General features: G+C 50.3%; 20 protein-coding genes and 6 tRNA genes. 10 read left to right on the plus strand and 16 right to left on the minus strand.

What is annotated here, in order from left to right:
- Positions 1–50 precede the first annotated feature (50 nt).
- A complete protein-coding gene (cysM, locus tag FEK46_RS16220; protein WP_135559780.1) occupies positions 51–962 on the plus strand; it encodes a cysteine synthase B in 912 nt (303 codons plus the stop codon).
- 2 nt (positions 963–964) lie between these two features.
- On the opposite strand, the gene FEK46_RS16225 is transcribed toward cysM, so the two are convergent.
- Entirely contained in the window at positions 965–1,333 is a 369-nt protein-coding gene (locus tag FEK46_RS16225; protein ID WP_135559779.1) for a YfeK family protein, read from the minus strand.
- Between the two features lie 103 nt (positions 1,334–1,436).
- On the opposite strand from FEK46_RS16225, the gene pdxK reads away from it, so the two are divergent.
- Complete coding sequence (pdxK, locus tag FEK46_RS16230) at positions 1,437–2,288, plus strand: pyridoxine/pyridoxal/pyridoxamine kinase (protein WP_130207376.1); 852 nt, start codon at positions 1,437–1,439, stop codon at positions 2,286–2,288.
- Positions 2,289–2,329: 41 nt separating this feature from the next.
- On the opposite strand, the gene crr is transcribed toward pdxK, so the two are convergent.
- The 5 genes from crr to cysZ form a co-directional block, all read right to left on the minus strand.
- Positions 2,330–2,839: a PTS glucose transporter subunit IIA gene (gene crr / locus FEK46_RS16235; protein WP_000522247.1), complete on the minus strand. Its 510-nt coding sequence runs from the start codon at positions 2,837–2,839 to the stop codon at positions 2,330–2,332.
- A gap of 40 nt (positions 2,840–2,879) precedes the next feature.
- Positions 2,880–4,607: a phosphoenolpyruvate-protein phosphotransferase PtsI gene (gene ptsI / locus FEK46_RS16240; protein ID WP_000623129.1), complete on the minus strand. Its 1,728-nt coding sequence runs from the start codon at positions 4,605–4,607 to the stop codon at positions 2,880–2,882.
- Between the two features lie 44 nt (positions 4,608–4,651).
- The gene (ptsH, locus tag FEK46_RS16245) at positions 4,652–4,909 is read right to left on the minus strand and encodes a phosphocarrier protein Hpr (RefSeq protein WP_000487600.1); all 258 of its coding nucleotides are present in this window, start codon (positions 4,907–4,909) and stop codon (positions 4,652–4,654) included.
- Between the two features lie 382 nt (positions 4,910–5,291).
- The gene (gene cysK, locus FEK46_RS16250) at positions 5,292–6,263 is read right to left on the minus strand and encodes a cysteine synthase A (RefSeq protein ID WP_000034402.1); all 972 of its coding nucleotides are present in this window, start codon (positions 6,261–6,263) and stop codon (positions 5,292–5,294) included.
- A 184-nt stretch (positions 6,264–6,447) separates the two neighbouring features.
- Positions 6,448–7,209: a sulfate transporter CysZ gene (gene cysZ / locus FEK46_RS16255; RefSeq protein WP_130207372.1), complete on the minus strand. Its 762-nt coding sequence runs from the start codon at positions 7,207–7,209 to the stop codon at positions 6,448–6,450.
- Between the two features lie 229 nt (positions 7,210–7,438).
- Here cysZ and zipA point away from each other — a divergent pair, with 229 nt between their 5' ends.
- The 3 genes from zipA (at position 7,439) to FEK46_RS16270 (ending at position 10,725) form a co-directional block, all read left to right on the plus strand.
- Positions 7,439–8,419 carry a cell division protein ZipA gene (zipA, locus tag FEK46_RS16260; RefSeq protein ID WP_130260672.1) on the plus strand — a complete coding sequence of 327 codons (981 nt, stop codon included), beginning with the start codon at positions 7,439–7,441 and terminating at the stop codon, positions 8,417–8,419.
- Positions 8,420–8,489: 70 nt separating this feature from the next.
- On the plus strand, positions 8,490–10,505 hold the full coding sequence (gene ligA / locus FEK46_RS16265; protein WP_135559778.1) for an NAD-dependent DNA ligase LigA: 2,016 nt from the start codon (positions 8,490–8,492) through the stop codon (positions 10,503–10,505).
- Between the two features lies 1 nt (position 10,506).
- A complete protein-coding gene (locus tag FEK46_RS16270; protein WP_130260674.1) occupies positions 10,507–10,725 on the plus strand; it encodes a DUF3820 family protein in 219 nt (72 codons plus the stop codon).
- Here the strand turns inward: FEK46_RS16270 and FEK46_RS16275 are convergent.
- The 5 genes from FEK46_RS16275 to FEK46_RS16295 all read right to left on the minus strand — a co-directional run bounded on the left by FEK46_RS16275 (position 10,722) and on the right by FEK46_RS16295 (position 12,469).
- Positions 10,722–11,720 carry a bile acid:sodium symporter family protein gene (locus FEK46_RS16275; RefSeq protein ID WP_130207366.1) on the minus strand — a complete coding sequence of 333 codons (999 nt, stop codon included), beginning with the start codon at positions 11,718–11,720 and terminating at the stop codon, positions 10,722–10,724. The genes FEK46_RS16270 and FEK46_RS16275 overlap by 4 nt on opposite strands.
- 351 nt (positions 11,721–12,071) lie before the next feature.
- Positions 12,072–12,147 (minus strand) — tRNA-Lys (locus tag FEK46_RS16280).
- A 4-nt stretch (positions 12,148–12,151) separates the two neighbouring features.
- Positions 12,152–12,227, minus strand: a tRNA-Val gene (locus tag FEK46_RS16285).
- Positions 12,228–12,273: 46 nt separating this feature from the next.
- Positions 12,274–12,349 (minus strand) — tRNA-Val (locus FEK46_RS16290).
- Between the two features lie 44 nt (positions 12,350–12,393).
- Positions 12,394–12,469, minus strand: a tRNA-Val gene (locus FEK46_RS16295).
- A 258-nt stretch (positions 12,470–12,727) separates the two neighbouring features.
- Here FEK46_RS16295 and gltX point away from each other — a divergent pair.
- Positions 12,728–14,143 (plus strand): glutamate--tRNA ligase, encoded by a 1,416-nt coding sequence (gltX, locus tag FEK46_RS16300; protein ID WP_130207364.1) that lies wholly within the window; start codon positions 12,728–12,730, stop codon positions 14,141–14,143.
- A gap of 52 nt (positions 14,144–14,195) precedes the next feature.
- Here the strand turns inward: gltX and FEK46_RS16305 are convergent, their stop codons facing one another.
- Together FEK46_RS16305 and FEK46_RS16310 are read right to left on the minus strand one after the other, a co-directional pair.
- On the minus strand, positions 14,196–14,588 hold the full coding sequence (locus FEK46_RS16305) for a YfeC-like transcriptional regulator (protein ID WP_130207362.1): 393 nt from the start codon (positions 14,586–14,588) through the stop codon (positions 14,196–14,198).
- A gap of 1 nt (position 14,589) precedes the next feature.
- A complete protein-coding gene (locus FEK46_RS16310; RefSeq protein ID WP_130207360.1) occupies positions 14,590–14,949 on the minus strand; it encodes a YfeC-like transcriptional regulator in 360 nt (119 codons plus the stop codon).
- Between the two features lie 220 nt (positions 14,950–15,169).
- On the opposite strand from FEK46_RS16310, the gene FEK46_RS16315 reads away from it, so the two are divergent.
- The 3 genes from FEK46_RS16315 to FEK46_RS16330 all read left to right on the plus strand — a co-directional run bounded on the left by FEK46_RS16315 (position 15,170) and on the right by FEK46_RS16330 (position 17,758).
- Positions 15,170–15,245 (plus strand) — tRNA-Ala (locus FEK46_RS16315).
- Positions 15,246–15,284: 39 nt separating this feature from the next.
- Positions 15,285–15,360, plus strand: a tRNA-Ala gene (locus tag FEK46_RS16320).
- A gap of 208 nt (positions 15,361–15,568) precedes the next feature.
- Positions 15,569–17,758 carry a sensor domain-containing phosphodiesterase gene (locus tag FEK46_RS16330; RefSeq protein WP_130207356.1) on the plus strand — a complete coding sequence of 730 codons (2,190 nt, stop codon included), beginning with the start codon at positions 15,569–15,571 and terminating at the stop codon, positions 17,756–17,758.
- 227 nt (positions 17,759–17,985) lie between these two features.
- Here FEK46_RS16330 and nupC read toward each other — a convergent pair whose 3' ends face one another.
- Positions 17,986–19,188, minus strand: a complete 1,203-nt coding sequence (gene nupC / locus FEK46_RS16335) for a nucleoside permease NupC (protein WP_064526382.1) — start codon at positions 19,186–19,188, stop codon at positions 17,986–17,988.
- 335 nt (positions 19,189–19,523) lie between these two features.
- Here nupC and FEK46_RS16340 point away from each other — a divergent pair, with 335 nt between their 5' ends.
- A complete protein-coding gene (locus FEK46_RS16340) occupies positions 19,524–20,762 on the plus strand; it encodes an Nramp family divalent metal transporter (protein ID WP_130216878.1) in 1,239 nt (412 codons plus the stop codon).
- A 142-nt stretch (positions 20,763–20,904) separates the two neighbouring features.
- On the opposite strand, the gene ypeC is transcribed toward FEK46_RS16340, so the two are convergent.
- Both ypeC and FEK46_RS16350 read right to left on the minus strand, forming a co-directional pair.
- Positions 20,905–21,231 carry a DUF2502 domain-containing protein YpeC gene (ypeC, locus tag FEK46_RS16345; RefSeq protein ID WP_130216879.1) on the minus strand — a complete coding sequence of 109 codons (327 nt, stop codon included), beginning with the start codon at positions 21,229–21,231 and terminating at the stop codon, positions 20,905–20,907.
- 114 nt (positions 21,232–21,345) lie between these two features.
- Positions 21,346–22,602 carry an ion channel protein gene (locus tag FEK46_RS16350; RefSeq protein WP_135559777.1) on the minus strand — a complete coding sequence of 419 codons (1,257 nt, stop codon included), beginning with the start codon at positions 22,600–22,602 and terminating at the stop codon, positions 21,346–21,348.
- Positions 22,603–22,754: the final 152 nt, after the last annotated feature.

Raw genomic sequence — 22,754 nt, forward strand, 5'->3', positions numbered from 1 at the left:
ATAAGACGTGCAAGCGTCGCATCAGGCAACACCACGTATGGACAGAGATCGTGAGTACATTAGAACAAACAATTGGCAATACGCCTCTGGTAAAGTTGCAGCGAATGGGGCCGGATAACGGCAGTGAAGTGTGGTTAAAACTGGAAGGCAATAACCCGGCAGGCTCGGTGAAAGATCGTGCGGCGCTATCGATGATCGCCGAGGCGGAAAAGCGCGGGGAAATTAAACCGGGCGACGTGCTGATTGAAGCCACCAGTGGCAATACTGGCATTGCGCTGGCGATGATTGCCGCGCTAAAAGGCTATCGCATGAAATTGCTGATGCCCGACAACATGAGCCAGGAACGTCGTGCGGCGATGTTGGCTTACAGCGCGGAACTGATTCTGGTTACCAAAGAGCAGGGCATGGAAGGCGCGCGCGATCTGGCGCTTGAAATGGCAAATCGTGGTGAAGGCAAGCTGCTCGATCAGTTCAATAATCCCGATAACCCTTATGCGCATTACACCACCACTGGGCCGGAAATCTGGCAGCAAACTGGCGGTCGCATTACCCATTTTGTCTCCAGCATGGGGACGACCGGCACCATTACCGGCGTGTCACGCTTTATGCGTGAGCAATCCAAACCGGTGACCATTGTCGGCCTGCAGCCGGAAGAGGGCAGCAGTATTCCCGGCATTCGCCGCTGGCCTGCGGAATATCTGCCTGGCATCTTTAACGCTTCGCTGGTGGATGAGGTGCTGGATATTCATCAGCGCGATGCGGAAAACACCATGCGCGAACTGGCGGTGCGGGAAGGGATTTTCTGCGGCGTAAGCTCCGGCGGTGCGGTTGCTGGCGCGATACGCGTGGCAAAAGCTAACCCTGGCGCGGTGGTGGTAGCGATCATCTGCGATCGCGGCGATCGCTACCTTTCCACCGGGGTATTCGGGGAAGAGCACTTTAGCCAGGGGGCGGGGATTTAAGGTTATTGCGCAGGCACTGTTTTATCCGTCTGCGCAATTAACGCATGTAAAAAAGGTTGTGCATTTTCATTGCTCTTACCGGGCATCTTCACGATATACGGCTTACCGGTAATCGATGATGACGAAGCCACCTTATCAATAAACTGCTCGGCGGTATCAATGCGGTTGCGCGTGTTGCCGAGCTTCAACTTCAGATGCGAAACTGCTTCATCGCAGGTATGTTCATCACCGTTGCGCACAAATATCAAATCCTTTTTCTGTGCTAATCCCTCCAGCATGGCGTTGATGCGGGCTTCTTCGTGGGCAGTTAACTTCGCGTAAGCGGGGAGTGTCATTAGCAGCGTAATGACCAGACAAATGATTTTCTTCACTGAATTACCATATCCTTGTTTTGTGATAGCCGATTTGACTGCCAAAATCAGGTAAAGTTTCGGTTGGGATGCGATGAGGATCATCGGCAAGGAGAAAAATTAAATGAGTAGTTTGTTGTTGTTTAACGATAAGAGCAGAGCGTTGCAGGCGGATATTGTCGCTGTGCAGTCGCAGGTGGTGTATGGCAGCGTAGGCAACAGCATTGCCGTGCCTGCTATTAAACAGAACGGCCTGAATGTCTTTGCCGTGCCGACCGTGTTGCTCAGCAATACGCCACATTATGATACGTTCTACGGTGGTGCGATTCCGGACGAATGGTTTAGCGGATATTTACGCGCACTACAGGAGCGCGATGCGCTGCGCCAGCTGCGCGCTGTCACCACCGGTTATATGGGAACCGCGTCGCAAATCAAAATACTTGCCGAGTGGCTGACTGTATTACGCGAAAACCATCCTGACTTATTGATTATGGTAGATCCGGTGATTGGCGATATTGATAGCGGTATCTACGTCAAACCTGACCTGCCCGATGCGTATCGGCAATATTTGTTGCCACTGGCGCAGGGAATTACGCCAAATATCTTTGAGCTGGAAATCCTGACCGGTAAAAACTGCCGCGATCTCGACAGCGCCATTGCCGCAGCAAAAAGTTTGCTTTCAGACACATTAAAATGGGTGGTTATTACCAGCGCCTCTGGTAACGAAGAAAATCAGGAGATGCAGGTGGTAGTGGTCAGTGCCGACAGCGTGAATGTCATTTCCCATTCTCGGGTAAAGACGGACCTTAAAGGAACAGGCGATCTGTTTTGCGCCCAGCTCATCAGTGGCTTGTTGAAAGGTAAGGAATTAACTGACGCGGTACATAGCGCAGGCTTACGCGTACTGGAGGTGATGCGCTACACCCAGCAACATGAGAGCGATGAATTGATTTTGCCGCCGTTGGCGGAAGCATAAAAAATGGCGCCGATTGGCGCCATTTTTCACTGCGGCAAGAATTACTTCTTGATGCGAATAACCGGGGTTTCGCCCACAGTCACGCTACCGGACAGTTTGATCAGTTCTTTGATTTCGTCCATGTTGGAGATAACAACCGGAGTCAGGGTAGACTTGGCTTTCTCTTCCAGCAGCGGGAGATCGAATTCAATCACAGTATCGCCAACTTTCACGCGCTGACCTTCTTCAGCAATACGCTTGAAGCCTTCGCCTTTCAGTTCAACAGTGTCGATACCGAAGTGAACGAACAACTCAACGCCGCTATCAGATTCGATGGAGAACGCGTGGTTGGTTTCAAAGATTTTACCAATGGTGCCGTCAACCGGAGCGACCATTTTGTTACCAGTTGGTTTGATAGCAATACCATCACCAACGATTTTTTCCGCAAAAACGACATCCGGCACGTCTTCGATATTGACGATCTCGCCAGAGAGCGGAGCAATGATCTCAATAGTTCCAGTATCCTTCTTGTCGTCGGAAACCAGAGATTTCAGTTTATCGAACAAACCCATGATCTTCTCCTAAGCAGTAAATTGGGCCGCATCTCGTGGATTAGCAGATTGTTTTTTCTTCAATGAACTTGTTAACCAGCGTCATTAACTCGTCCGTTGTCGGTTGAGCAAGAGCCTGCTCTGCTAACACCTTCGCATCTTCGAAGTTCGTGTTACGGATAATCTTCTTAATGCGCGGGATAGAAATGGCGCTCATAGAGAATTCGTCCAGACCCATCCCCAGCAACAGAAGTGTAGCACGTTCATCGCCAGCAAGCTCACCACACATACCTGTCCATTTGCCTTCAGCATGAGAAGCATCAATAACTTGCTTGATCAAGTTCAGCACGGACGGTGACATTGGCTGGTAAAGGTGTGAAATCATATCATTACCACGGTCAACTGCCAGAGTGTACTGCGTTAAATCATTGGTGCCGATACTAAAGAAATCAACTTCTTTGGCTAAATGACGCGCAATTGTCGCGGCAGCCGGTGTTTCCACCATTACGCCAATTTCAATTGACTCGTCAAACGCTTTACCTTCGTCGCGCAGTTCCTGTTTGTAGATTTCGATCTCTTTGCGCAGTGCACGCACTTCTTCAACAGAGATGATCATCGGGAACATGATGCGCAATTTACCGAAAGCAGAGGCTCGCAGGATAGCGCGAAGCTGATCGCGCAGGATCTCTTTACGATCCATCGCGATACGGATAGCACGCCAGCCGAGGAACGGGTTCTCTTCTTTCGGGAAGTTCATGTACGGCAGCTCTTTATCGCCGCCAATGTCCATGGTACGAACAATAACTGCCTGTGAGCCACACGCTTCAGCCACCGCTTTGTAAGCAGCAAACTGTTCTTCTTCGGTTGGCAGCGCGTCGCGGTCCATGAACAGGAATTCGGTACGATACAGACCAACGCCTTCAGCGCCGTTACGCTCTGCACCTTCAACGTCACGAACAGTACCGATGTTAGCGCACACTTCGACCTGGTGACCGTCCAGCGTAATTGCTGGCAGATCTTTCAGTTTAGCAAGCTCTGCTTTTTCAGAAGCAACTTGCTCCTGAACGGCGCGCAGTTTATCAATAACTTCATTGGTTGGATTGACGTAAACCTGATTGTTTACGGCATCCAGAATCAGATAGTCGTCGTTTTTCACCTGAGAGGTGACGCTACCGGTACCCACGATGGCTGGCAGTTCCAGAGAACGCGCCATAATAGAGGTGTGGGAAGTCCGGCCACCTGCGTCGGTGATGAAACCCAGCACCTTCTTCAGGTTTAGCTGTGCGGTTTCAGACGGCGTCAGGTCAGCGGCAACCAGGATTACTTCATCCTGAATGGCGCTCAGGTCGATGATCTTCAGCCCAAGGATGTTGCGCAGCAGGCGCTTACCGATATCACGTACGTCGGCCGCACGCTCTTTCAGGTATTCGTCATCCAGTTCTTCCAGGGCAGAAGCCTGACCTTCGATAACTTCATGAGCAGCTGCATCAGCGGTCATGTGCTTATCTTTAATCAGGGCTATGATTTCCTGCTCCAGCTCCTCATCTTCGAGCAACATAATATGCCCTTCGAAGATGGCTTCTTTTTCTTCACCGAACGTTTCACCAGCTTTCGTTTTGATCGTTTCCAGCTGGGCAGATGCCTTGGCACGACCGCTCAGAAAACGTTCAACTTCCTGATCAACCTGGTCGGCAGAAATTTTTTTCCGGTCAATGACGATTTCGTCTTCTTTCAAAAGCAGAGCTTTACCGAAAGCGATACCCGGGGATGCTAAAATGCCTGAAATCATAACCCTACCTTACTTGTGACTGATTTTTAAAAGAACCCGGGAAATTACTCGAGTTCCGCCATCAGTTTAACCAGATGTTCAACCGCTTTTTGCTCGTCTTCGCCTTCTGCAGAGATAGTCACAACGGTGCCTTGAGTCAGGCCCAGAGTCTGCAGTTTGAACAGGCTTTTGGCGCTGGCGCTTTTGCCGTTAGAAGTCACAGTAATTTCAGAAGTGAAGCCCTTAGCTTCTTTTACAAACTGGGCAGCAGGGCGGGTGTGCAGACCGTTCGGAGCGGTAATGGTAACTTCTTGCTGGAACATTGTATTTCCCCAACTTATAGGTTTAGTGTTGTGGAACTAAAGTCTAGCCTGGCGGTTCGACTTTAGCCTGTATTGTTAGCGCCAGTTTTAACAGACGCGACGCACGAAGTGCTCTATACAGTCCATTGCTGGCGGATGTTGGCCGCTGACGTTTCGTTCATCATTAAACATTATGCCGCTAAAGGAAGACTTGAACCAAATCATAAAATCGATTCAGCTAAGGCTTTTCCTGTAACGATTAATTTCGCGCATCAAAATAATTAGTCAGGTTAAATACCAGTTCCGACAAGTTGAATCAATGCCAGGAGGGGTGAAAGTTTGAAGCAGGCCACAAAAAAGCACCTGAAAAGGTGCTTTTTTACGCATTTCTAACAAGCTGGCATTACTGTTGCAATTCTTTCTCGGTAAAGAGATCGGCAAACAGTGCAGTGCTTAAATAACGCTCACCCGATGATGGAAGAATAACCACAATATTCTTATTGGTAAAGCTTTCATCTTCTTGTAGTTTCAACGCCGCAGCAACAGCCGCGCCGGAAGAGATCCCGGCAAGAATGCCTTCTTCTTCCATCAGGCGACGCGCAGTAGAGATGGCTTCTTCATTGGTGATGCCAATAACTTTGTCGACCAGTTTGAGATCAAGGTTAGCCGGGATAAAGCCAGCACCGATGCCCTGGATTTTATGCGGCCCGGGTTTGATTTCTTCACCTGCCAGCGCTTGGGCGATAACGGGAGAGTCGGTTGGTTCTACGGCAACAGAGATGAGGTCAGTCTTGCCTTTGGTGCCTTTAATGTAGCGGCTGACGCCGGTCAGCGTACCGCCAGTGCCGACACCAGCAATAAACACATCGACCTGGCCGTCAGTATCTTCCCAGATCTCCGGGCCGGTGGTTTTTTCATGAATTTCCGGGTTTGCCGGATTGCTGAATTGTTGCAGCAGCAAGTATTTTTCTGGATTGCTGGCAACAATTTCCTCCGCTTTTTGAATCGCACCTTTCATGCCTTTAGCACCTTCGGTCAGCACCAGATTTGCACCTAACGCTTTGAGCAGCTTGCGGCGTTCAATACTCATGGTTTCCGGCATGGTCAGAGTGAGTTTATAACCGCGAGCGGCAGCCACATACGCCAGTGCAATCCCGGTATTGCCGCTGGTTGGCTCCACCAACTCAACGCCCGGCTTCAGTACGCCGCGCTTTTCGGCATCCCAAATCATATTGGCACCGATACGGCACTTAACGCTGAAGCTGGGGTTTCGGGATTCCACCTTCGCCAGAATACGTCCGTTACCGATGCGATTCAGGCGAACCAGCGGTGTGTGACCGATAGTCAGCGAGTTATCTTCAAAAATCTTACTCATGGCCTGTCCTTAACTGTATGAAATTGGGATACAACAGGTAGCATACCCGCTCAGAGAATATGCGGAAGTAAGGATTTAGCATATCTATATGCAGAAGGGAAATAATGGCTCGCAAGATGGAATAAGGGGCGGCATAAGCCACCCCTGTTCCACACATAATGTTTACAAAATAATCGGTAAATTGTTACCGCCATAATGCATGTTTAGCGCGGTAGCAATCGACCCACATCGCCGTAGCGCCACAAACGGCCACCGGCATGATGAACAGGTTGAGTACCGGGATCATCGTGAACAAGCTGGTTAAAGCACCAAACTGCATATTAGTGATTTTGCGCGTGCGCAGGGCAGTGCGCATCTCTTTGAATGGCACTTTGTGGTTATCGAACGGATAGTCGCAGTACTGAATGGCTAACATCCAGGCGCTGAACAGGAACCACAGCACCGGTGCGACGGTTTGCCCAATGCCAGGGATGAAGTAAAGGATCAGCAATACAATCGCGCGCGGCAGATACCAGGCAAACTTTTGCCATTCACGTTTCATAATCCGCGGCACATCTTTCATGATGCCGAAAATACCGGTATCCGGTGGCGTAGCGCCAGTCAGTCTTGCTTCCAGTTGTTCAGCCAACAAACCGTTAAATGGTGCGGCAATCCAGTTGGCGATGGTGGAGAAAAAATAGCCAAAAACCAGTAGCACGGAGATAACCGCTACAGGCCACAGCAAATAGCTCAACCATTGCAGCCAGTCAGGTACGTGACTCATTAACGACGGGATCCAAACATCCAGCTGGCTAAAGAGCCACCAGAATGCGCCTCCCATCAACAAGATATTGATCAACAGCGGTAAGATGACAAAACGGCGAATCCCAGGTTGCGAGACGAGCTTCCAGCCTTGCGCAAAATAGTAAAAACCGCTGCGTGAGGCAGATGTGAATGTTGAAACCATAATCAGGATATGCTCCTTTTGACCAATCCCAGGAAAGTTCTGCGTATTTTACCGGGTATTTGCGCAATGGACAGTTAGGATATGTTCGAAAAACCAGCAAAAAGCACGATTTCATCTATCTTTGTGCTGTGAAAGTTAATAGTGCACTTGCACTTGAGGTAATCGACAAATACTCTTAGTGAGTAAATGTTTGCCGTGGTGGCAAGGTGTTAGAACAACAGAGAATATAATGATGCAGGATTTGCGTCTGATATTAATCATTGTTGGCGCGATCGCCATAATCGCTTTACTGGTACATGGTTTCTGGACCAGCCGTAAAGAACGATCTTCTATGTTTCGCGATCGGCCACTAAAACGAATGAAGTCAAAACGTGACGACGATTCTTATGACGAGGATGTCGAAGATGATGAGGGCGTTGGTGAGGTTCGTGTTCACCGCGTAAATCATGCCCCGGCTAACGCCCAGGAGCATGAGGCTGCTCGTCCGTCGCCGCAACACCAGTACCAACCGCCTTATGCGTCTGCGCAACCGCGTCAACCGGTTCAGCAGCCGCCTGAAGCGCAGGTACCGCCGCAACATGCTCCGCATTCAGCGCAGCCTGTTCAGCAACCGCAGCCAGTGCAACAACCGCAGCCAGTACAGCAGCCGGCTTACCCGCCGCAGCCTGAACAGCCGGTTGTTTCGCAGGTGCCTCCAGCTCCGCAGCCTACTTTCCAGACCGCGGAACCTGTAGCGGCACCACAGCCTGAACCTGTAGCTGAACCAGCGCCTGTGATGGATAAGCCGAAGCGCAAAGAAGCGGTGATCATCATGAACGTCGCGGCGCATCACGGTAGCGAGCTAAACGGTGAACTGCTTCTTAATAGCATTCAACAGGCGGGCTTTATCTTTGGCGATATGAATATTTATCATCGCCATCTTAGCCCGGATGGCAGCGGCCCTGCGTTATTCAGCCTGGCGAATATGGTGAAACCGGGAACCTTTGATCCTGAAATGAAGGATTTCACAACGCCGGGTGTCACTATCTTCATGCAGGTGCCGTCTTACGGTGATGAACTGCAAAACTTCAAGCTGATGCTGCAATCCGCGCAGCATATTGCCGATGAAGTAGGCGGCGTAGTGCTTGACGATCAGCGCCGTATGATGACTCCGCAGAAACTGCGCGAGTATCAGGACATCATCCGCGAAGTCAAAGACGCCAACGCCTGATACACTTAAGGCAAATTAACTTCTTTTCGAACCCCCGCTTGTCGGGGGTTTTTAGCATTGATGGTGCGATATGGAATCAATCGAACAACAACTGACAGAACTGCGAACGACGCTTCGCCACCATGAATATCTTTATCATGTGATGGATGCGCCGGAAATTCCCGACGCTGAATACGACAGGCTGATGCGCGAGTTACGTGAGCTGGAAGCCAAACATCCAGAGCTGATTACCCCTGATTCACCTACCCAACGTGTAGGTGCTGCGCCGCTGGCAGCCTTTAGCCAGATCCGTCATGAAGTACCAATGCTGTCGCTGGATAACGTATTTGATGAAGAGAGTTTTCTCGCCTTCAACAAACGCGTACAGGATCGTCTGAAAAGCAACGAAAAAGTGACCTGGTGCTGCGAGTTAAAGCTCGATGGGCTTGCCGTCAGCATTCTGTATGAGAATGGTGTACTGGTAAGCGCGGCAACCCGTGGCGATGGCACTACTGGGGAAGACATCACGTCTAACGTGCGTACCATTCGCGCCATTCCGCTGAAACTGCATGGTGAGAATATTCCAGCACGTCTGGAAGTGCGTGGTGAAGTGTTCCTGCCGCAGGCGGGCTTTGAGAAGATTAACGAAGAGGCGCGACGCACGGGCGGAAAAGTGTTTGCTAACCCACGTAATGCGGCGGCAGGTTCTCTGCGCCAGCTTGATCCGCGTATTACTGCGAAGCGACCGCTTACTTTCTTCTGCTATGGCGTTGGCGTACTGGAAGGTGGCGAGTTGCCGGATACTCATCTGGGCCGCTTAATGCAGTTTAAAGCGTGGGGATTACCAGTCAGCGATCGGGTAACGCTTTGCGAATCAGCAGAAGACGTGTTGGCGTTTTACCACAAAGTGGAAGAAGACCGCCCGACGCTGGGCTTTGATATTGACGGTGTAGTCATTAAGGTCAACTCGCTGGCGCAGCAGGAGCAACTTGGCTTTGTTTCCCGCGCCCCGCGCTGGGCTGTTGCGTTTAAATTCCCTGCGCAGGAACAAATGACTTTTGTGCGCGATGTAGAGTTTCAGGTTGGGCGTACAGGAGCGATTACGCCCGTTGCGCGTCTGGAACCTGTCCATGTTGCAGGCGTGCTGGTGAGCAACGCCACACTGCATAATGCCGACGAAATTGAACGTCTCGGTTTACGCATTGGCGATAAAGTGGTGATTCGCCGCGCAGGTGACGTGATCCCACAAGTGGTTAACGTCGTGCTTTCTGAACGCCCGGAAGATACCCGTGAGGTTGTATTCCCGACGCATTGCCCGGTATGTGGTTCTGACGTGGAACGTGTGGAAGGTGAAGCGGTTGCTCGCTGTACTGGTGGCCTGATTTGCGGTGCTCAACGTAAAGAATCGCTGAAACACTTTGTTTCCCGTCGTGCGATGGACGTTGATGGCATGGGTGACAAAATTATCGACCAGCTGGTTGAAAAAGAATACGTTCACACTCCGGCGGACCTGTTCAAACTCACCGCAGGCAAACTTACCGGACTGGAGCGAATGGGGCCGAAATCGGCACAAAATGTGGTTAACGCGCTGGAAAAAGCGAAAGAAACCACCTTTGCCCGCTTCCTCTATGCCCTTGGCATCCGTGAAGTCGGTGAGGCTACCGCAGCAGGTCTGGCGGCATATTTTGGCACGCTGGAAGCGCTGGAATCAGCCTCGATTGAAGAGCTGCAAAAAGTGCCAGACGTCGGGATCGTGGTGGCATCTCATGTTCACAACTTCTTTGCCGAAGAAAGTAACCGTAATGTCATCAGTGAACTGTTGTCTGAAGGCGTTCACTGGCCTGCGCCGGTGGTGATTAACGCGGAAGAGATCGACAGCCCGTTTGCCGGTAAAACCGTGGTGCTCACCGGTAGCTTAAGTCAGATGTCGCGTGATGACGCTAAAGTTCGCTTGATCGAACTGGGCGCGAAAGTGGCGGGCAGCGTGTCGAAGAAAACCGATCTGGTGATTGCCGGAGAAGCTGCAGGTTCTAAACTGGCGAAAGCGCAGGAACTGGGTATTGAAGTCATCTACGAAGCTGAAATGCTGCGTTTGCTGGGGAGCTGAGGTGGAGAAAGAGCAGCTGATTGAAATTGCCAATACGGTGATGCCGTTTGGCAAGTACAAAGGGCGTCGCTTAATCGACCTGCCGGAAGAGTATCTGCTGTGGTTTGCCCGCAAAGATGAGTTTCCGGCAGGCAAACTCGGTGAGTTAATGCAAATCACGTTGCTGATTAAAACCGAGGGGCTGGCGCAACTGGTCCAGCCCCTGAAACGTCCGCTTTAAACTTTTCCGGCGCTGCTTTCCTGCTGCGCCTGTAGTTGCTCGGTCTGGCGCTTATAACGACGCGCCAGCACCGCGCAGACCATCAGTTGGATCTGATGGAAAATCATCAACGGCAGTACCATCATACCGATCACCGATGTGGGGAACAGAATGTTCGCCATCGGAATACCATTCGCCAGACTCTTTTTCGAGCCACAGAAGACGATAGTGATTTCATCCGCCTTATTGAAACCCAGTCGACGCGCCATAAAGACGTTAATCACAATCACAATAGCCAGCAATACGCAGCTAACTACCACAATAAACAGCAGCGAACCCCAACCGACTTTGTGCCAGATGCCGTTAACGACGGCTTCGCTGAATGCCGTATAAACGACCAAAAGAATGGATGTCTGGTCGGTTTTTGCTATCCACTTTTTATTGCGTGCTACCCAGTTACCAATCCACGGGCGAGAAAGATGTCCCAGCACGAACGGCAGCAGTAGTTGCAACATAATCTTACCGACCTGTTCCAGACTGCCTTCTGCTCCGTGGATATTCATTACCAGACCGACCAGCAACGGCGAAAGGAAAATCCCCAGCAGGCTGGATGCCGACGCAGAACAAACCGCCGCCGCAACATTACCGCCCGCCATTGAAGTAAAGGCGATTGCAGACTGCACGGTAGCCGGGAGAATGCACAAATAGAGAAAACCGGAATAGAGCATCGGATCGACATTTACCGGTTTCCACCAGGCAAACAGTACGCCCAGAATCGGAAACAGTACGAAGGTGCTGCACATTACCCACAAATGCAATCGCCAGTGACTACCGCCAGCAATTATCGCCTCACGCGACAGCTTCGCACCGTGCATAAAGAACAACAGGGCAATAGCTGCCGTGGTCAGATTTTCAAAGAAGGGGACAAAACCGCCTCTGGCCGGAAAGAAAGAAGCCAGCAATACCACCGTGATCAGGGTTAAAGTGAAAGGATCGAGGATACGAAAAAGTTTCATAAAGACTCCAGATGACCGATGCTTTCATTGTGCGTTGTTCTGATTGATAAATAAAACTGAATTGCTTATCAATTTGTGCGTGGTAATGGGAAGTCAGGGGGAGCTTCGCCTGGTTGACAAATAGGGGCTGTTAACTGAGGAAACTATGTGACAGCCGAAAAAATCACAGGAGGTTATTACTACTGATGTACATAGCAGTTTTAGCGTGGTCAGCGCTGGTTTTAGAACGGGTATTTTATTGAATAAAGAATGTTACACGGAGTTCGCTGCGCTCAACTCGAACCTGCTGCAGGTTCGAATCTTTGAGTATCGCAGATAGCAAAAAGGCGCCTTTAGGGCGCCTTTTTACATTGGTGGGTCGTGCAGGATTCGAACCTGCGACCAATTGATTAAAAGTCAACTGCTCTACCAACTGAGCTAACGACCCGAAGTGGTGGGTGATGACGGGATCGAACCGCCGACCCCCTCCTTGTAAGGGAGGTGCTCTCCCAGCTGAGCTAATCACCCACTTCGGTACTTCACATTTTTACAAGAAATTTAGCTGGCGAGAAAGTGGTGGGTGATGACGGGATCGAACCGCCGACCCCCTCCTTGTAAGGGAGGTGCTCTCCCAGCTGAGCTAATCACCCACTTCTCAATTTCTTGCTACACGGCGGAGACTACATAAAGTAGTTGGTGGGTGATGACGGGATCGAACCGCCGACCCCCTCCTTGTAAGGGAGGTGCTCTCCCAGCTGAGCTAATCACCCCCGCTGTGTGGAGTCGCATTATAGGGAGAGTTGGAAATGAGTCAACGCATTTTCTAAAGAAATTGTTTGTTCGTCGTAAATTTAAGCAAGGTGATCGCAAAACAGACCGTATTGCGCAATTTGTCAACGAAAACAATAATGCGTAAGGTAGCAACCCGAACTACATTGAGGAATCAGGCGGGAGTGATAGAATATCGCCCACTCAATTTTTCCAGGATTTGCCGGTTGTCGGCATCTTTCTAAACGTAAGGCCATTTCATGAAAATCAAAACTCGCTTCGCGCCAAGCCCAACAGGCTATCTGCACGTTGGCGGCGCGCGTACTGCTCTTTACTCCTGGCTTTTTGCACGTAACCACGGCGGTGAGTTCGTGCTGCGTATTGAAGACACCGATCTTGAGCGTTCCACGCCGGAAGCTATCGAAGCCATTATGGATGGCATGAACTGGCTGAGTCTGGAGTGGGATGAAGGCCCGTACTTCCAGACCAAACGTTTCGATCGCTATAACGCGGTGATCGATCAGATGCTGGAAGAGGGTACTGCCTATAAATGCTACTGCTCTAAAGAGCGCCTCGAAGCGCTGCGTGAAGAGCAGATGGCAAAAGGCGAGAAGCCGCGTTATGACGGCCGTTGCCGCCACAGCCATGAACATCACGCTGATGATGAACCGTGCGTTGTACGTTTTGCTAACCCACAGGAAGGTTCCGTTGTTTTTGACGATCAGATCCGTGGTCCGATCGAGTTCAGCAACCAGGAGCTGGATGATCTGATTATCCGCCGTACCGATGGTTCTCCGACCTATAACTTCTGTGTGGTTGTCGACGACTGGGATATGGAAATTACTCACGTCATCCGTGGTGAAGACCATATCAACAACACGCCGCGCCAGATCAACATCCTGAAAGCACTGAAAGCGCCCGTACCGGTTTACGCGCACGTTTCTATGATCAACGGTGATGACGGTAAAAAATTGTCCAAACGTCACGGTGCAGTCAGCGTAATGCAGTACCGCGACGACGGCTATCTGCCAGAAGCACTGTTGAACTATCTGGTGCGTCTGGGCTGGTCTCACGGCGATCAGGAAATCTTCACCCGTGAAGAGATGATCAAGTACTTCACCCTGAATGCCGTCAGCAAATCTGCCAGTGCGTTCAACACTGACAAACTGCTGTGGTTGAACCATCACTATATTAACGCGCTGCCGCCGGAGTATGTGGCTACTCACTTACAGTGGCACATCGAGCAGGAAAATATTGATACCCGTAACGGTCCGCAGCTTGCTGAGCTGGTGAAACTGCTGGGCGAACGCTGCAAAACTCTCAAAGAGATGGCGCAAAGCTGCCGTTATTTCTACGAAGATTTTGCTGAGTTTGATGCCGATGCTGCGAAAAAACATCTGCGTCCGGTAGCGCGTCAGCCGCTGGAAGTAGTGCGCGATAAACTGTCTGCTATCACTGACTGGACGGCGGAAAATGTTCACCACGCAATTCAGGCAACGGCGGATGAGCTGGAAGTGGGCATGGGTAAAGTTGGTATGCCGCTGCGTGTCGCCGTTACCGGTGCGGGGCAGTCTCCGGCGCTGGACGTTACCGTTCACGCGATCGGTAAGACACGTAGCATTGAGCGTATCAACAAAGCGCTGGCCTTTATTGCTGAACGCGAAAATCAGCAGTAATTAGCGTATAAAAAGATAAACGGCAGGAGATAATATCCTGCCGTTTTTTTATTTATGCTGATTCGTCAATATCGAGACGGGCGAGGAAATTGCGAATTCCTTCACGTGACAAAAATTGCGCGACTTTTTCCTGCTCAATGTCAGTCATATTATCTAGCGCGTTGATAATTTGTCGATACGCCGGGGCGCGTGCTCCAGGAGCGTATTCAGCAATTCTCTCTTCAGCTTCCATCAACATTGGTGTGTTATGGAACGCAGGCGTGTTCTGAATAAACTCGCAAACCTGCGAATCGACCAGAATAAGTCTGGCACGACCTCCTTTCACGCCGGGAAATTTTTCCGTTCTCCAGCCTTTTTCTCTGATCCAACGGTTAACAGTTTGTTTAGCCACACCCAGGCATTCCGCCAGCTCTTCGGTGGTCATTTTATTACGTAATCTTTTCATATTATTTGCTGTCGCGAATCCCTAAGCGTTGTAATAATCCGATAATCCCTTCCCGCAGAAGCAAGGATGTAAACTGTTTTTGTTCAAGAGGCGTCATCTCTTTCGCCAGCGTCACCAGCAGCACTTCAAGAGGCGTATCGGCAGACAGTTCAGGTGCCTCTCTTTGATCGTCCGGACGTTCTGCATTACGAATATATTCACGAACTTGTTTATTGACGTGAATCAGCCGGGCCTTGCCACCCTGGACACCTGGTTTTGGTGATGTCGTCCAGCCTTGCTTGCGTACCCATTTATTAATGGTCTGGCGGCTATAACCGGTCAGCCTGGCAAGTTCATCTGGCGTCATCCTCTCCTTGAACATAACAATTCCCTGAATGATTGCGGGTCTATTAGTGGTTCATTTTATAACACCACTTTACAAGAAACCGTGACAGGAATAACTACTGAATGCGAGCGACTATCCAAAATAGTTCATTTGCCTGATTTTTCAGCGATTGAAACTACGCCTTGCAATTTGCCGTTGACACATTCGGGCGGAATTCATATGATGCCGCCCGTCAACTCGACAAGCTTTACGTGATGGGGCTATAGCTCAGCTGGGAGAGCGCCTGCTTTGCACGCAGGAGGTCTGCGGTTCGATCCCGCATAGCTCCACCAAATTTTGCACCCAGCAAATTTGGTACGTAAACGACTCGTGGGGCTATAGCTCAGCTGGGAGAGCGCTTGCATGGCATGCAAGAGGTCAGCGGTTCGATCCCGCTTAGCTCCACCAAATTTCAAACCCTCGCTGCGAAGCGGGGGTTTTTTGTCTCTGCTTTTTGCCGCTTTTGTAATACAGTCTACCTTCCAGGTTAGTGTTGCCTGTTGGAAACATCATTGGATGAAATATCGGCAACAGGTCGGTCCCTGTTTGCTTCGCGATGCGAATAAACATATTATTTGTGTGCCTTAAAACCCCGATCAGTGAGAGTAGTGTACTCATGTTTGTGGAGCATAACCTGATAAAAAATATCAAGATATTTGCACTAGCGTTTACGCTCACCGTGGTACTTATTCAGCTATCCCGTTTTATCTCGCCACTTGCTGTTATCCATTCCAGCTATATTTTCCTGGCGTGGATGCCACTGTGCGTAATGCTGTCAATCTTGTTTATCTTTGGCTGGCGCGGTGTCGTTCCTGTTTTATGCGGGATGTTTTGCACCAATCTGTGGAACTTTCATCTCTCTTTTTTACAGACCGCGGTCATGCTCGGCAGCCAGACGTTTGTCGTGTTGTGTGCCTGCGCAATATTACGCTGGCAGCTGGGGACGCGTTGGCGTTATGGATTGACCAGCCGATATGTCTGGCAACGTCTGTTCTGGCTTGGTTTGGTGACACCGATCGGCATCAAATGCAGCATGTATCTTGTGGGGAGCTTCTTTGATTTCCCGCTAAAGATATCTACCTTTTTCGGCGATGCGGATGCCATTTTCACGGTCGTTGATTTGCTAAGCCTTTTCACCGCAGTGCTGATTTACAACATGCTTTTTTACTATCTCACCCGCATGATTGTAAGTCCCCACTTTGCACAGATATTGTGGCGTAGGGATATCGCTCCGTCGTTGAGCAAAGAGAAACGCGCATTTACCTTAAGCTGGCTGGCAGCTCTTAGCGTGCTGCTACTTCTGATGTGCACACCGTATGAAAATGACTTTATTGCCGGTTATCTGGTACCTGTTTTCTTTATCATCTTTACCCTCGGTGTCGGTAAGCTTCGCTATCCGTTTTTAAATCTCACTTGGGCTGTTTCAACGCTTTGCCTTCTGAATTACAACCAGAACTTTTTGCAAGGGGTACTAACCGAATATTCGCTGGCATTTATTCTCGCAGTGCTGATTTCCTTTAGCGTTTGCCTGCTCTATATGGTACGCATTTATTATCGTAGCGAATGGCTTAACCGTCGCTGGCATTTGCAGGCACTGACCGATCCGTTAACGCTATTACCCAACTTTCGCGCACTGGAGCAATCGCAGGAGCAAGAGGCTGGTAAGAGTTTTTGCTGTCTGCGCATTGATAATCTTGAGTTTATGAGTCGCCATTACGGGTTAATGATGCGCGTTCATTGTATTCGCTCAATTTACCGTACATTGCTGCCGTTGATGCAGGAAAACGAAAAGTTGTATCAATTGCCGGGGAGCGAATTGCTGTTGGTACTGACCGGGCCGGAAACGGAAGGGCGGTTACAGCATATGGTTAACATTCTCAACAGTCGGCAAATCCACTGGAACAATACCGGGCTGGATATGGGCTATGGTGCTGCCTGGGGACGTTTTGACGGTAATCAGGATACTCTGCAGCCAATGCTGGGGCAGTTAAGCTGGCTGGCGGAGCAATCCTGCGCACATCATCATGTGCTGGCGCTGGACAGCAGAGAGGAGATGGTTTCCGGGCAGACCACTAAACAGGTGCTATTGCTGAATACCATTCGCACGGCGTTAGATCAGGGTGATTTGCTTCTCTACGCCCAGCCAATTCGCAACAAAGAGGGTGAAGGTTATGATGAGATCCTCGCGCGACTGAAGTATGACGGCGGCATTATGACCCCGGATAAGTTTCTGCCCCTTATTGCTCAGTTTAACCTTAGCGCGCGATTCGATTTACAGGTGCTGGAATCCCTGCTGAAGTGGCTGGCAACCCACCCTTGCGACAAGAAAGGCCCGCGCTTTTCAGTCAATTTAATGCCGCTCACTCTGCTGCAAAAGAATATCGCCGGGCGAATTATTCGTCTGTTTAAACGTTACCGTGTCTCCCCGGAGGCTGTGATTATTGAGATCACCGAGGAGCAGGCGTTTTCTAACGCAGAAAGCAGTATGTACAATATCGAACAACTGCATAAGTTTGGCTTCCGTATTGCGATTGATGACTTTGGCACAGGCTATGCCAACTACGAACGGTTAAAACGTTTGCAGGCTGATATCATCAAGATTGATGGCGTCTTCGTTAAGGATATCGTCACTAATACACTGGATGCGATGATAGTGAGATCAATTACCGATCTGGCGAAAGCGAAGTCATTGAGTGTGGTCGCGGAGTTTGTCGAGACGCAACAGCAGCAGGCGCTATTGCATAAGCTCGGGGTGCAATATCTGCAAGGGTATTTAATTGGTCGCCCGCAACCATTAGTTGATTAACAGGCGTAAAAATGCCGGGGAATTATCCCCGGCATTTGAGGTTGATGACAAACGGACAATTGCCTGATGCGCTGCGCTTATCAGGCCTACATGGAAACACAATCTATTGAATTTGCGTTGTTTTGTAGGCTGGGTAGGGCGTTCACGCCACATCCGGCATAAACAGAGCACACGTTGTCAACAAACTGAAGCCGGGGAATTATCCCCGGCTTTTTTAATGGATTCGCTTACAGTACCAGTGCTGCGATTGACGCAGACAGCACACTCACCAGCGTAGAGCCGTAAACCAGTTTCAGACCGAAGCGAGAAACCACGTTACCTTGCTCTTCGTTCAGGCCTTTAACGGCACCTGCGATAATCCCGATAGAAGAGAAGTTAGCGAAGGATACCAGGAACACAGAGAGGATACCTTCAGCACGCGGAGAGAGCGTGGACGCAATTTTCTGCAGATCCATCATCGCAACGAACTCGTTGGAAACCAGTTTGGTCGCCATGATGCTGCCTACTTGCAGTGCTTCACTGGAAGGAACACCCATCACCCATGCAATCGGATAGAATATGTAGCCCAGAATGCCCTGGAAGGAGATGCTGTAGCCAAACCAGCCAGTCACGGTAGCAAACAGAGCGTTCAGTGCAGCGATCAGGGCGATAAAGCCGATCAGCATTGCGGCAACGATAATGGCCACTTTGAAGCCTGCCAGAATGTATTCGCCCAGCATTTCGAAGAAGCTCTGGCCTTCGTGCAGGTCGGACATCTGAATGTTTTCTTCGCTGGCATCAACACGGTAAGGGTTGATCAGCGACAGCACGATAAAGGTGCTGAACATGTTCAGTACCAGCGCAGCAACTACGTATTTCGGTTCCAGCATCGTCATGTATGCACCAACGATGGACATAGAAACGGTGGACATCGCCGTGGCTGCCATGGTGTACATACGATTACGGGAGATTTTGCCGAGGATATCTTTATAGGCGATAAAGTTCTCGGACTGACCCAGAATCAGGGAGCTGACGGCGTTAAAGGATTCCAGTTTGCCCATGCCGTTGACTTTGGAGAGCAGGAAACCAATTGCACGGATAATCACCGGCAATACGCGAATGTGCTGGAGAATACCGATCAGCGCAGAGATAAAGACGATTGGGCATAGCACTTTCAGGAAGAAGAATGCCAGGCCTTGATCATTCATGCTACCAAAGACGAAGTTAGTCCCTTCGTTGGCAAATCCGAGCAGTTTTTCGAACATTTCGGAGAAGCCTTTCACGAAGCCCAGACCAACGTCGGAGTTCAGGAAGAACCACGCCAGTAACACTTCGATAACAAGCAGTTGAATAACATAACGGATACGAATTTTTTTGCGGTCGCTGCTTACCAGCAGTGCGAGAATCGCAACAACGGCAAGTGCCAGTACAAAATGAAGGACGCGGTCCATATTTGCTCCAAATATGAGGCAGGTTAAATTTCCGTGCACATTCTATGTAACATGGGTAAGGAAAACGAGATCTGACACACACTATAATGACGTCCTGTGACAAGCTTCAAAAATAGTGACCTGTCATACATATTTGCTATGTTGTGTATGGAAGCTGAAAGTTATGTAAATGTGCTAACATTAAACATAATCATAACATTCAAATCATCAATCTTTTCGTAGTCATAATCCTGGTCTATCAGAGAAATCACCACAATCCATTTAAATGAATTTGATAATCATTCTCGTTTGACATAGCATGAAACATAGCAAAGGCTATGTTTTAGAGGCACAAGATGACGAACTATCGCGTTGAGAGTAGCAGCGGTCGGGCAGCGCGCAAGATGAGGCTCGCATTAATGGGACCTGCGTTCATTGCGGCGATTGGTTATATCGATCCCGGTAACTTTGCGACCAATATTCAGGCGGGCGCCAGCTTCGGCTATCAACTGCTGTGGGTGGTCGTCTGGGCCAACCTGATGGCAATGCTGATTCAGATTCTCTCGGCCAAACTCGGGATTGCCACTGGTAAAAATTTGGCGGAGCAAATTCGCGATCACTATCCACGTCCGGTAGTCTGGTTCTATTGGGTCCAGGCGGAAATTATTGCGATGGCGACCGATCTGGCGGAATTTATTGGTGCGGCGATCGGTTTCAAACTCATTCTTGGTGTTTCTTTATTGCAGGGGGCGGTGCTGACAGGTATCGCCACTTTCCTGATTTTAATGCTGCAACGTCGCGGGCAAAAACCGCTGGAGAAAGTGATTGGTGGGCTTCTGTTGTTTGTCGCGGCGGCCTACATTGTTGAGCTGATTTTCTCCCAACCGAATCTGGTGCAGTTGAGCAAAGGTATGGCGATACCGAGTTTACCGACCTCGGAAGCGGTCTTCCTGGCGGCTGGCGTGTTAGGGGCGACGATTATGCCGCATGTGATTTATCTTCACTCTTCGCTTACCCAGCATCTACACGGTGGTTCACGCCAACAACGTTACTCTGCGACTAAATGGGATGTGGCGATTGCCATGACCATCGCTGGCTTTGTCAATCTGGCAATGATGGCAACGGCTGCCGCAGCGTTTCATTTTTCTGGTCATACTGGTGTTGCCGATCTTGATGAGGCTTACCTTACGCTGCAACCGCTGTTAAGCAATGCTGCGGCAACGGTTTTTGGTTTAAGTCTGGTGGCGGCGGGGCTTTCGTCAACGGTAGTGGGGACGTTGGCAGGGCAGGTGGTGATGCAGGGGTTCATTCGCTTTCATATTCCGCTGTGGGTACGCCGTACGGTAACCATGCTGCCGTCATTTATTGTCATTCTGATGGGATTGGATCCGACACGGATTTTGGTTATGAGTCAGGTGCTGCTCAGTTTTGGTATTGCTCTGGCGCTGGTGCCGCTGCTGATTTTCACCAGTGACAGCAAGTTGATGGGCGATCTGGTGAATAGCAAATGGGTTAAACAAATCGGCTGGATGATTGTGGTGCTGGTGGTAACGCTGAATATCTGGTTGTTGGTGGGAACGGCATTGGGGCTGTAGTTGAATGAGCGTCGCATCAGGCACCACTGGCGGATGCGGCGTAAACGCCTTATCCGCCCTACGCGTTAAATGAAGTGGGTTTGTAGGCCTGATAAGACGCGCAAGCGTCGCATCAGGCATTGTGCTTCATTAGCGAATGTGTTTAATGACGATGCCCATGTCCACGGCCTTTTCCGCGATGATCATCACGGTCACGCCAGCCTTCGCGATAGCCACGCTCATACGCTTTACGCTTATCCCAGCCACGGTGATAGCCATTATCATGACGCCACCAGCGGTTTTTACGCCATTCATAATTACGGTGCCAGTAGTCACGATCGCGCCAGTGACCACCGTCCCAGTAGTTACCATAATTATCGCGATCGCCAATTTGTAATTTAATTGATGGCAGCAAGGTAATTTCACCTGCGTTTGCTGCAAGCGGGATAAATGCCATCAGGGCGGCCGCCAGAAACAGTGACCTGAACATTGTTATTCTCCTTCACGATCGAAGCCGTCAGCGGCCTGTTAACGCAATATTACGGGGAGGTAAAGCCCCGTTTCATCGCCATAACTCTTAAATCATAAGGGAGAGCATTTTTTGCTAAAGGTTATCGTGGGGTGGCTGTTGTTTTGGACGATTCACCATCATCATCGGTTTACCTGCCAGTAATAACCATGCCGGAAGCATGACGATACACAATAGCGGTAACAATGTGGAATCAGGTACAACGACCGCCGCCATAAACAAACTTAGCCAGCCATCGCGCGTTACCACCAGTACGAGGCCGAGAATCGCGCAGGAGACGGTAATGGCCGCTGGAACGGCGGGAACGTGCGCATGCAGCATCAACCCTAACGCTACGCCGACAAATACCGCCGGGAAGATTCGCCCGCCGCGAAACCCGCTGGCGGCGGCAATGACCAGGGCGGCGAGTTTGATTACCGCCAGCAAAAAGTAATCGCTGGTGCTGAAAGCCTGATTTGTCACCATTTGCTGCATCTCGTCCAGCCCTTTAAATAGCGAAACAGGCCCACCAATAACACCCAGAATACCGAGAATAAAGCCGCCAACCCCCAGCATGAGGACCGGATTTTTAATCTGATGCATCATCGCGTGCACCCGTGGGAAACACCACACTGCAACCATACCTGCCGCAATGGCGATCGCCGTCACAATTGCACCACTGATGATGTCTGCTAACTGCATCTGTCCGTAACGAGCAATGGGCAGCGAAAAATGAGGATGGAAAAACAATCCGGTGGTTAGCGCACCAGCCGCCGCTGCCATTAACGGCGCAAAGAGACGATCCCAAAGTGGAACGTCGTGGCTGCCATTTAAGGTTTGCGAAAATATCAACGCCGCCGCAACAGGTGTGCCAAACAGTGCGCCGATGGTGCCCGCAGAGGCTAAAATAGTCCACTCCATCCGGTTCACTCGTGGTAACAGACGCGCGCCAATCGCCACCGCGAGGGCGATATTGACGGTCATAATGGGATGTTCCGGCCCAAGACTGACGCCGCCAGCAAGACCGAGAATTAATGCTACGATCAGTCCTGGTAGCGCAGAGGGAGGGACTGGCGCGCCTATCAGCGCTTCACAGGCAGGATCCGGCCCGGCATGACCCCGGCTGAAACGGATGACTAGCCCAACAGCAGCCCCTGTCAGCGTTAAAATTCCGATGATCCAGAGCGGTGAATCCTGGGCTATCCCCAGACTTCCCGGCAGTCGTTGCCAGAGCAGATTCTGTAATACCGAGGCGATTTTCATTACCACCATCAGAATAAGACTGGACGCAATCCCAATTGCCAGAGCGGGGAGCGATAATAACAACATGGTTCTGGCTCGCGGATGGAGCATGTTCTATTCCTTTATGCGGGTTCAGATATTTAGTTTGCCCAGCTTGCACAAAGACATCGCTGCAATTGATGCTGAAACGATAAAGTAAATGTGTGACCCAGATCGATATTTACAGGGAGCCTGCCTTTTCGGCGTTGTTGTTATGCCCCCAC

Origin of the sequence: Escherichia sp. E4736 (genome assembly GCF_005781225.1) — a bacterium.
Lineage (GTDB): Bacteria > Pseudomonadota > Gammaproteobacteria > Enterobacterales > Enterobacteriaceae > Escherichia.

Excerpts from the sequence above, each read along its gene's own strand:
- nupC (WP_064526382.1), bottom strand. The coding sequence starts at position 19,188 with ATGGACCGCGTCCTTCATTTTGTACTGGCACTTGCCGTTGTTGCGATT.
- pdxK (WP_130207376.1), top strand. The coding sequence starts at position 1,437 with ATGAGTAGTTTGTTGTTGTTTAACGATAAGAGCAGAGCGTTGCAGGCG.
- ptsH (WP_000487600.1), bottom strand. The coding sequence starts at position 4,909 with ATGTTCCAGCAAGAAGTTACCATTACCGCTCCGAACGGTCTGCACACC.
- FEK46_RS16310 (WP_130207360.1), bottom strand. The coding sequence starts at position 14,949 with ATGTTCAAGGAGAGGATGACGCCAGATGAACTTGCCAGGCTGACCGGT.
- FEK46_RS16305 (WP_130207362.1), bottom strand. The coding sequence starts at position 14,588 with ATGAAAAGATTACGTAATAAAATGACCACCGAAGAGCTGGCGGAATGC.
- zipA (WP_130260672.1), top strand. The coding sequence starts at position 7,439 with ATGATGCAGGATTTGCGTCTGATATTAATCATTGTTGGCGCGATCGCC.
- cysK (WP_000034402.1), bottom strand. The coding sequence starts at position 6,263 with ATGAGTAAGATTTTTGAAGATAACTCGCTGACTATCGGTCACACACCG.
- crr (WP_000522247.1), bottom strand. The coding sequence starts at position 2,839 with ATGGGTTTGTTCGATAAACTGAAATCTCTGGTTTCCGACGACAAGAAG.
- ptsI (WP_000623129.1), bottom strand. The coding sequence starts at position 4,607 with ATGATTTCAGGCATTTTAGCATCCCCGGGTATCGCTTTCGGTAAAGCT.
- FEK46_RS16340 (WP_130216878.1), top strand. The coding sequence starts at position 19,524 with ATGACGAACTATCGCGTTGAGAGTAGCAGCGGTCGGGCAGCGCGCAAG.
- ligA (WP_135559778.1), top strand. The coding sequence starts at position 8,490 with ATGGAATCAATCGAACAACAACTGACAGAACTGCGAACGACGCTTCGC.
- FEK46_RS16350 (WP_135559777.1), bottom strand. The coding sequence starts at position 22,602 with ATGCTCCATCCGCGAGCCAGAACCATGTTGTTATTATCGCTCCCCGCT.
- FEK46_RS16330 (WP_130207356.1), top strand. The coding sequence starts at position 15,569 with ATGTTTGTGGAGCATAACCTGATAAAAAATATCAAGATATTTGCACTA.
- FEK46_RS16275 (WP_130207366.1), bottom strand. The coding sequence starts at position 11,720 with ATGAAACTTTTTCGTATCCTCGATCCTTTCACTTTAACCCTGATCACG.
- cysZ (WP_130207372.1), bottom strand. The coding sequence starts at position 7,209 with ATGGTTTCAACATTCACATCTGCCTCACGCAGCGGTTTTTACTATTTT.
- gltX (WP_130207364.1), top strand. The coding sequence starts at position 12,728 with ATGAAAATCAAAACTCGCTTCGCGCCAAGCCCAACAGGCTATCTGCAC.
- ypeC (WP_130216879.1), bottom strand. The coding sequence starts at position 21,231 with ATGTTCAGGTCACTGTTTCTGGCGGCCGCCCTGATGGCATTTATCCCG.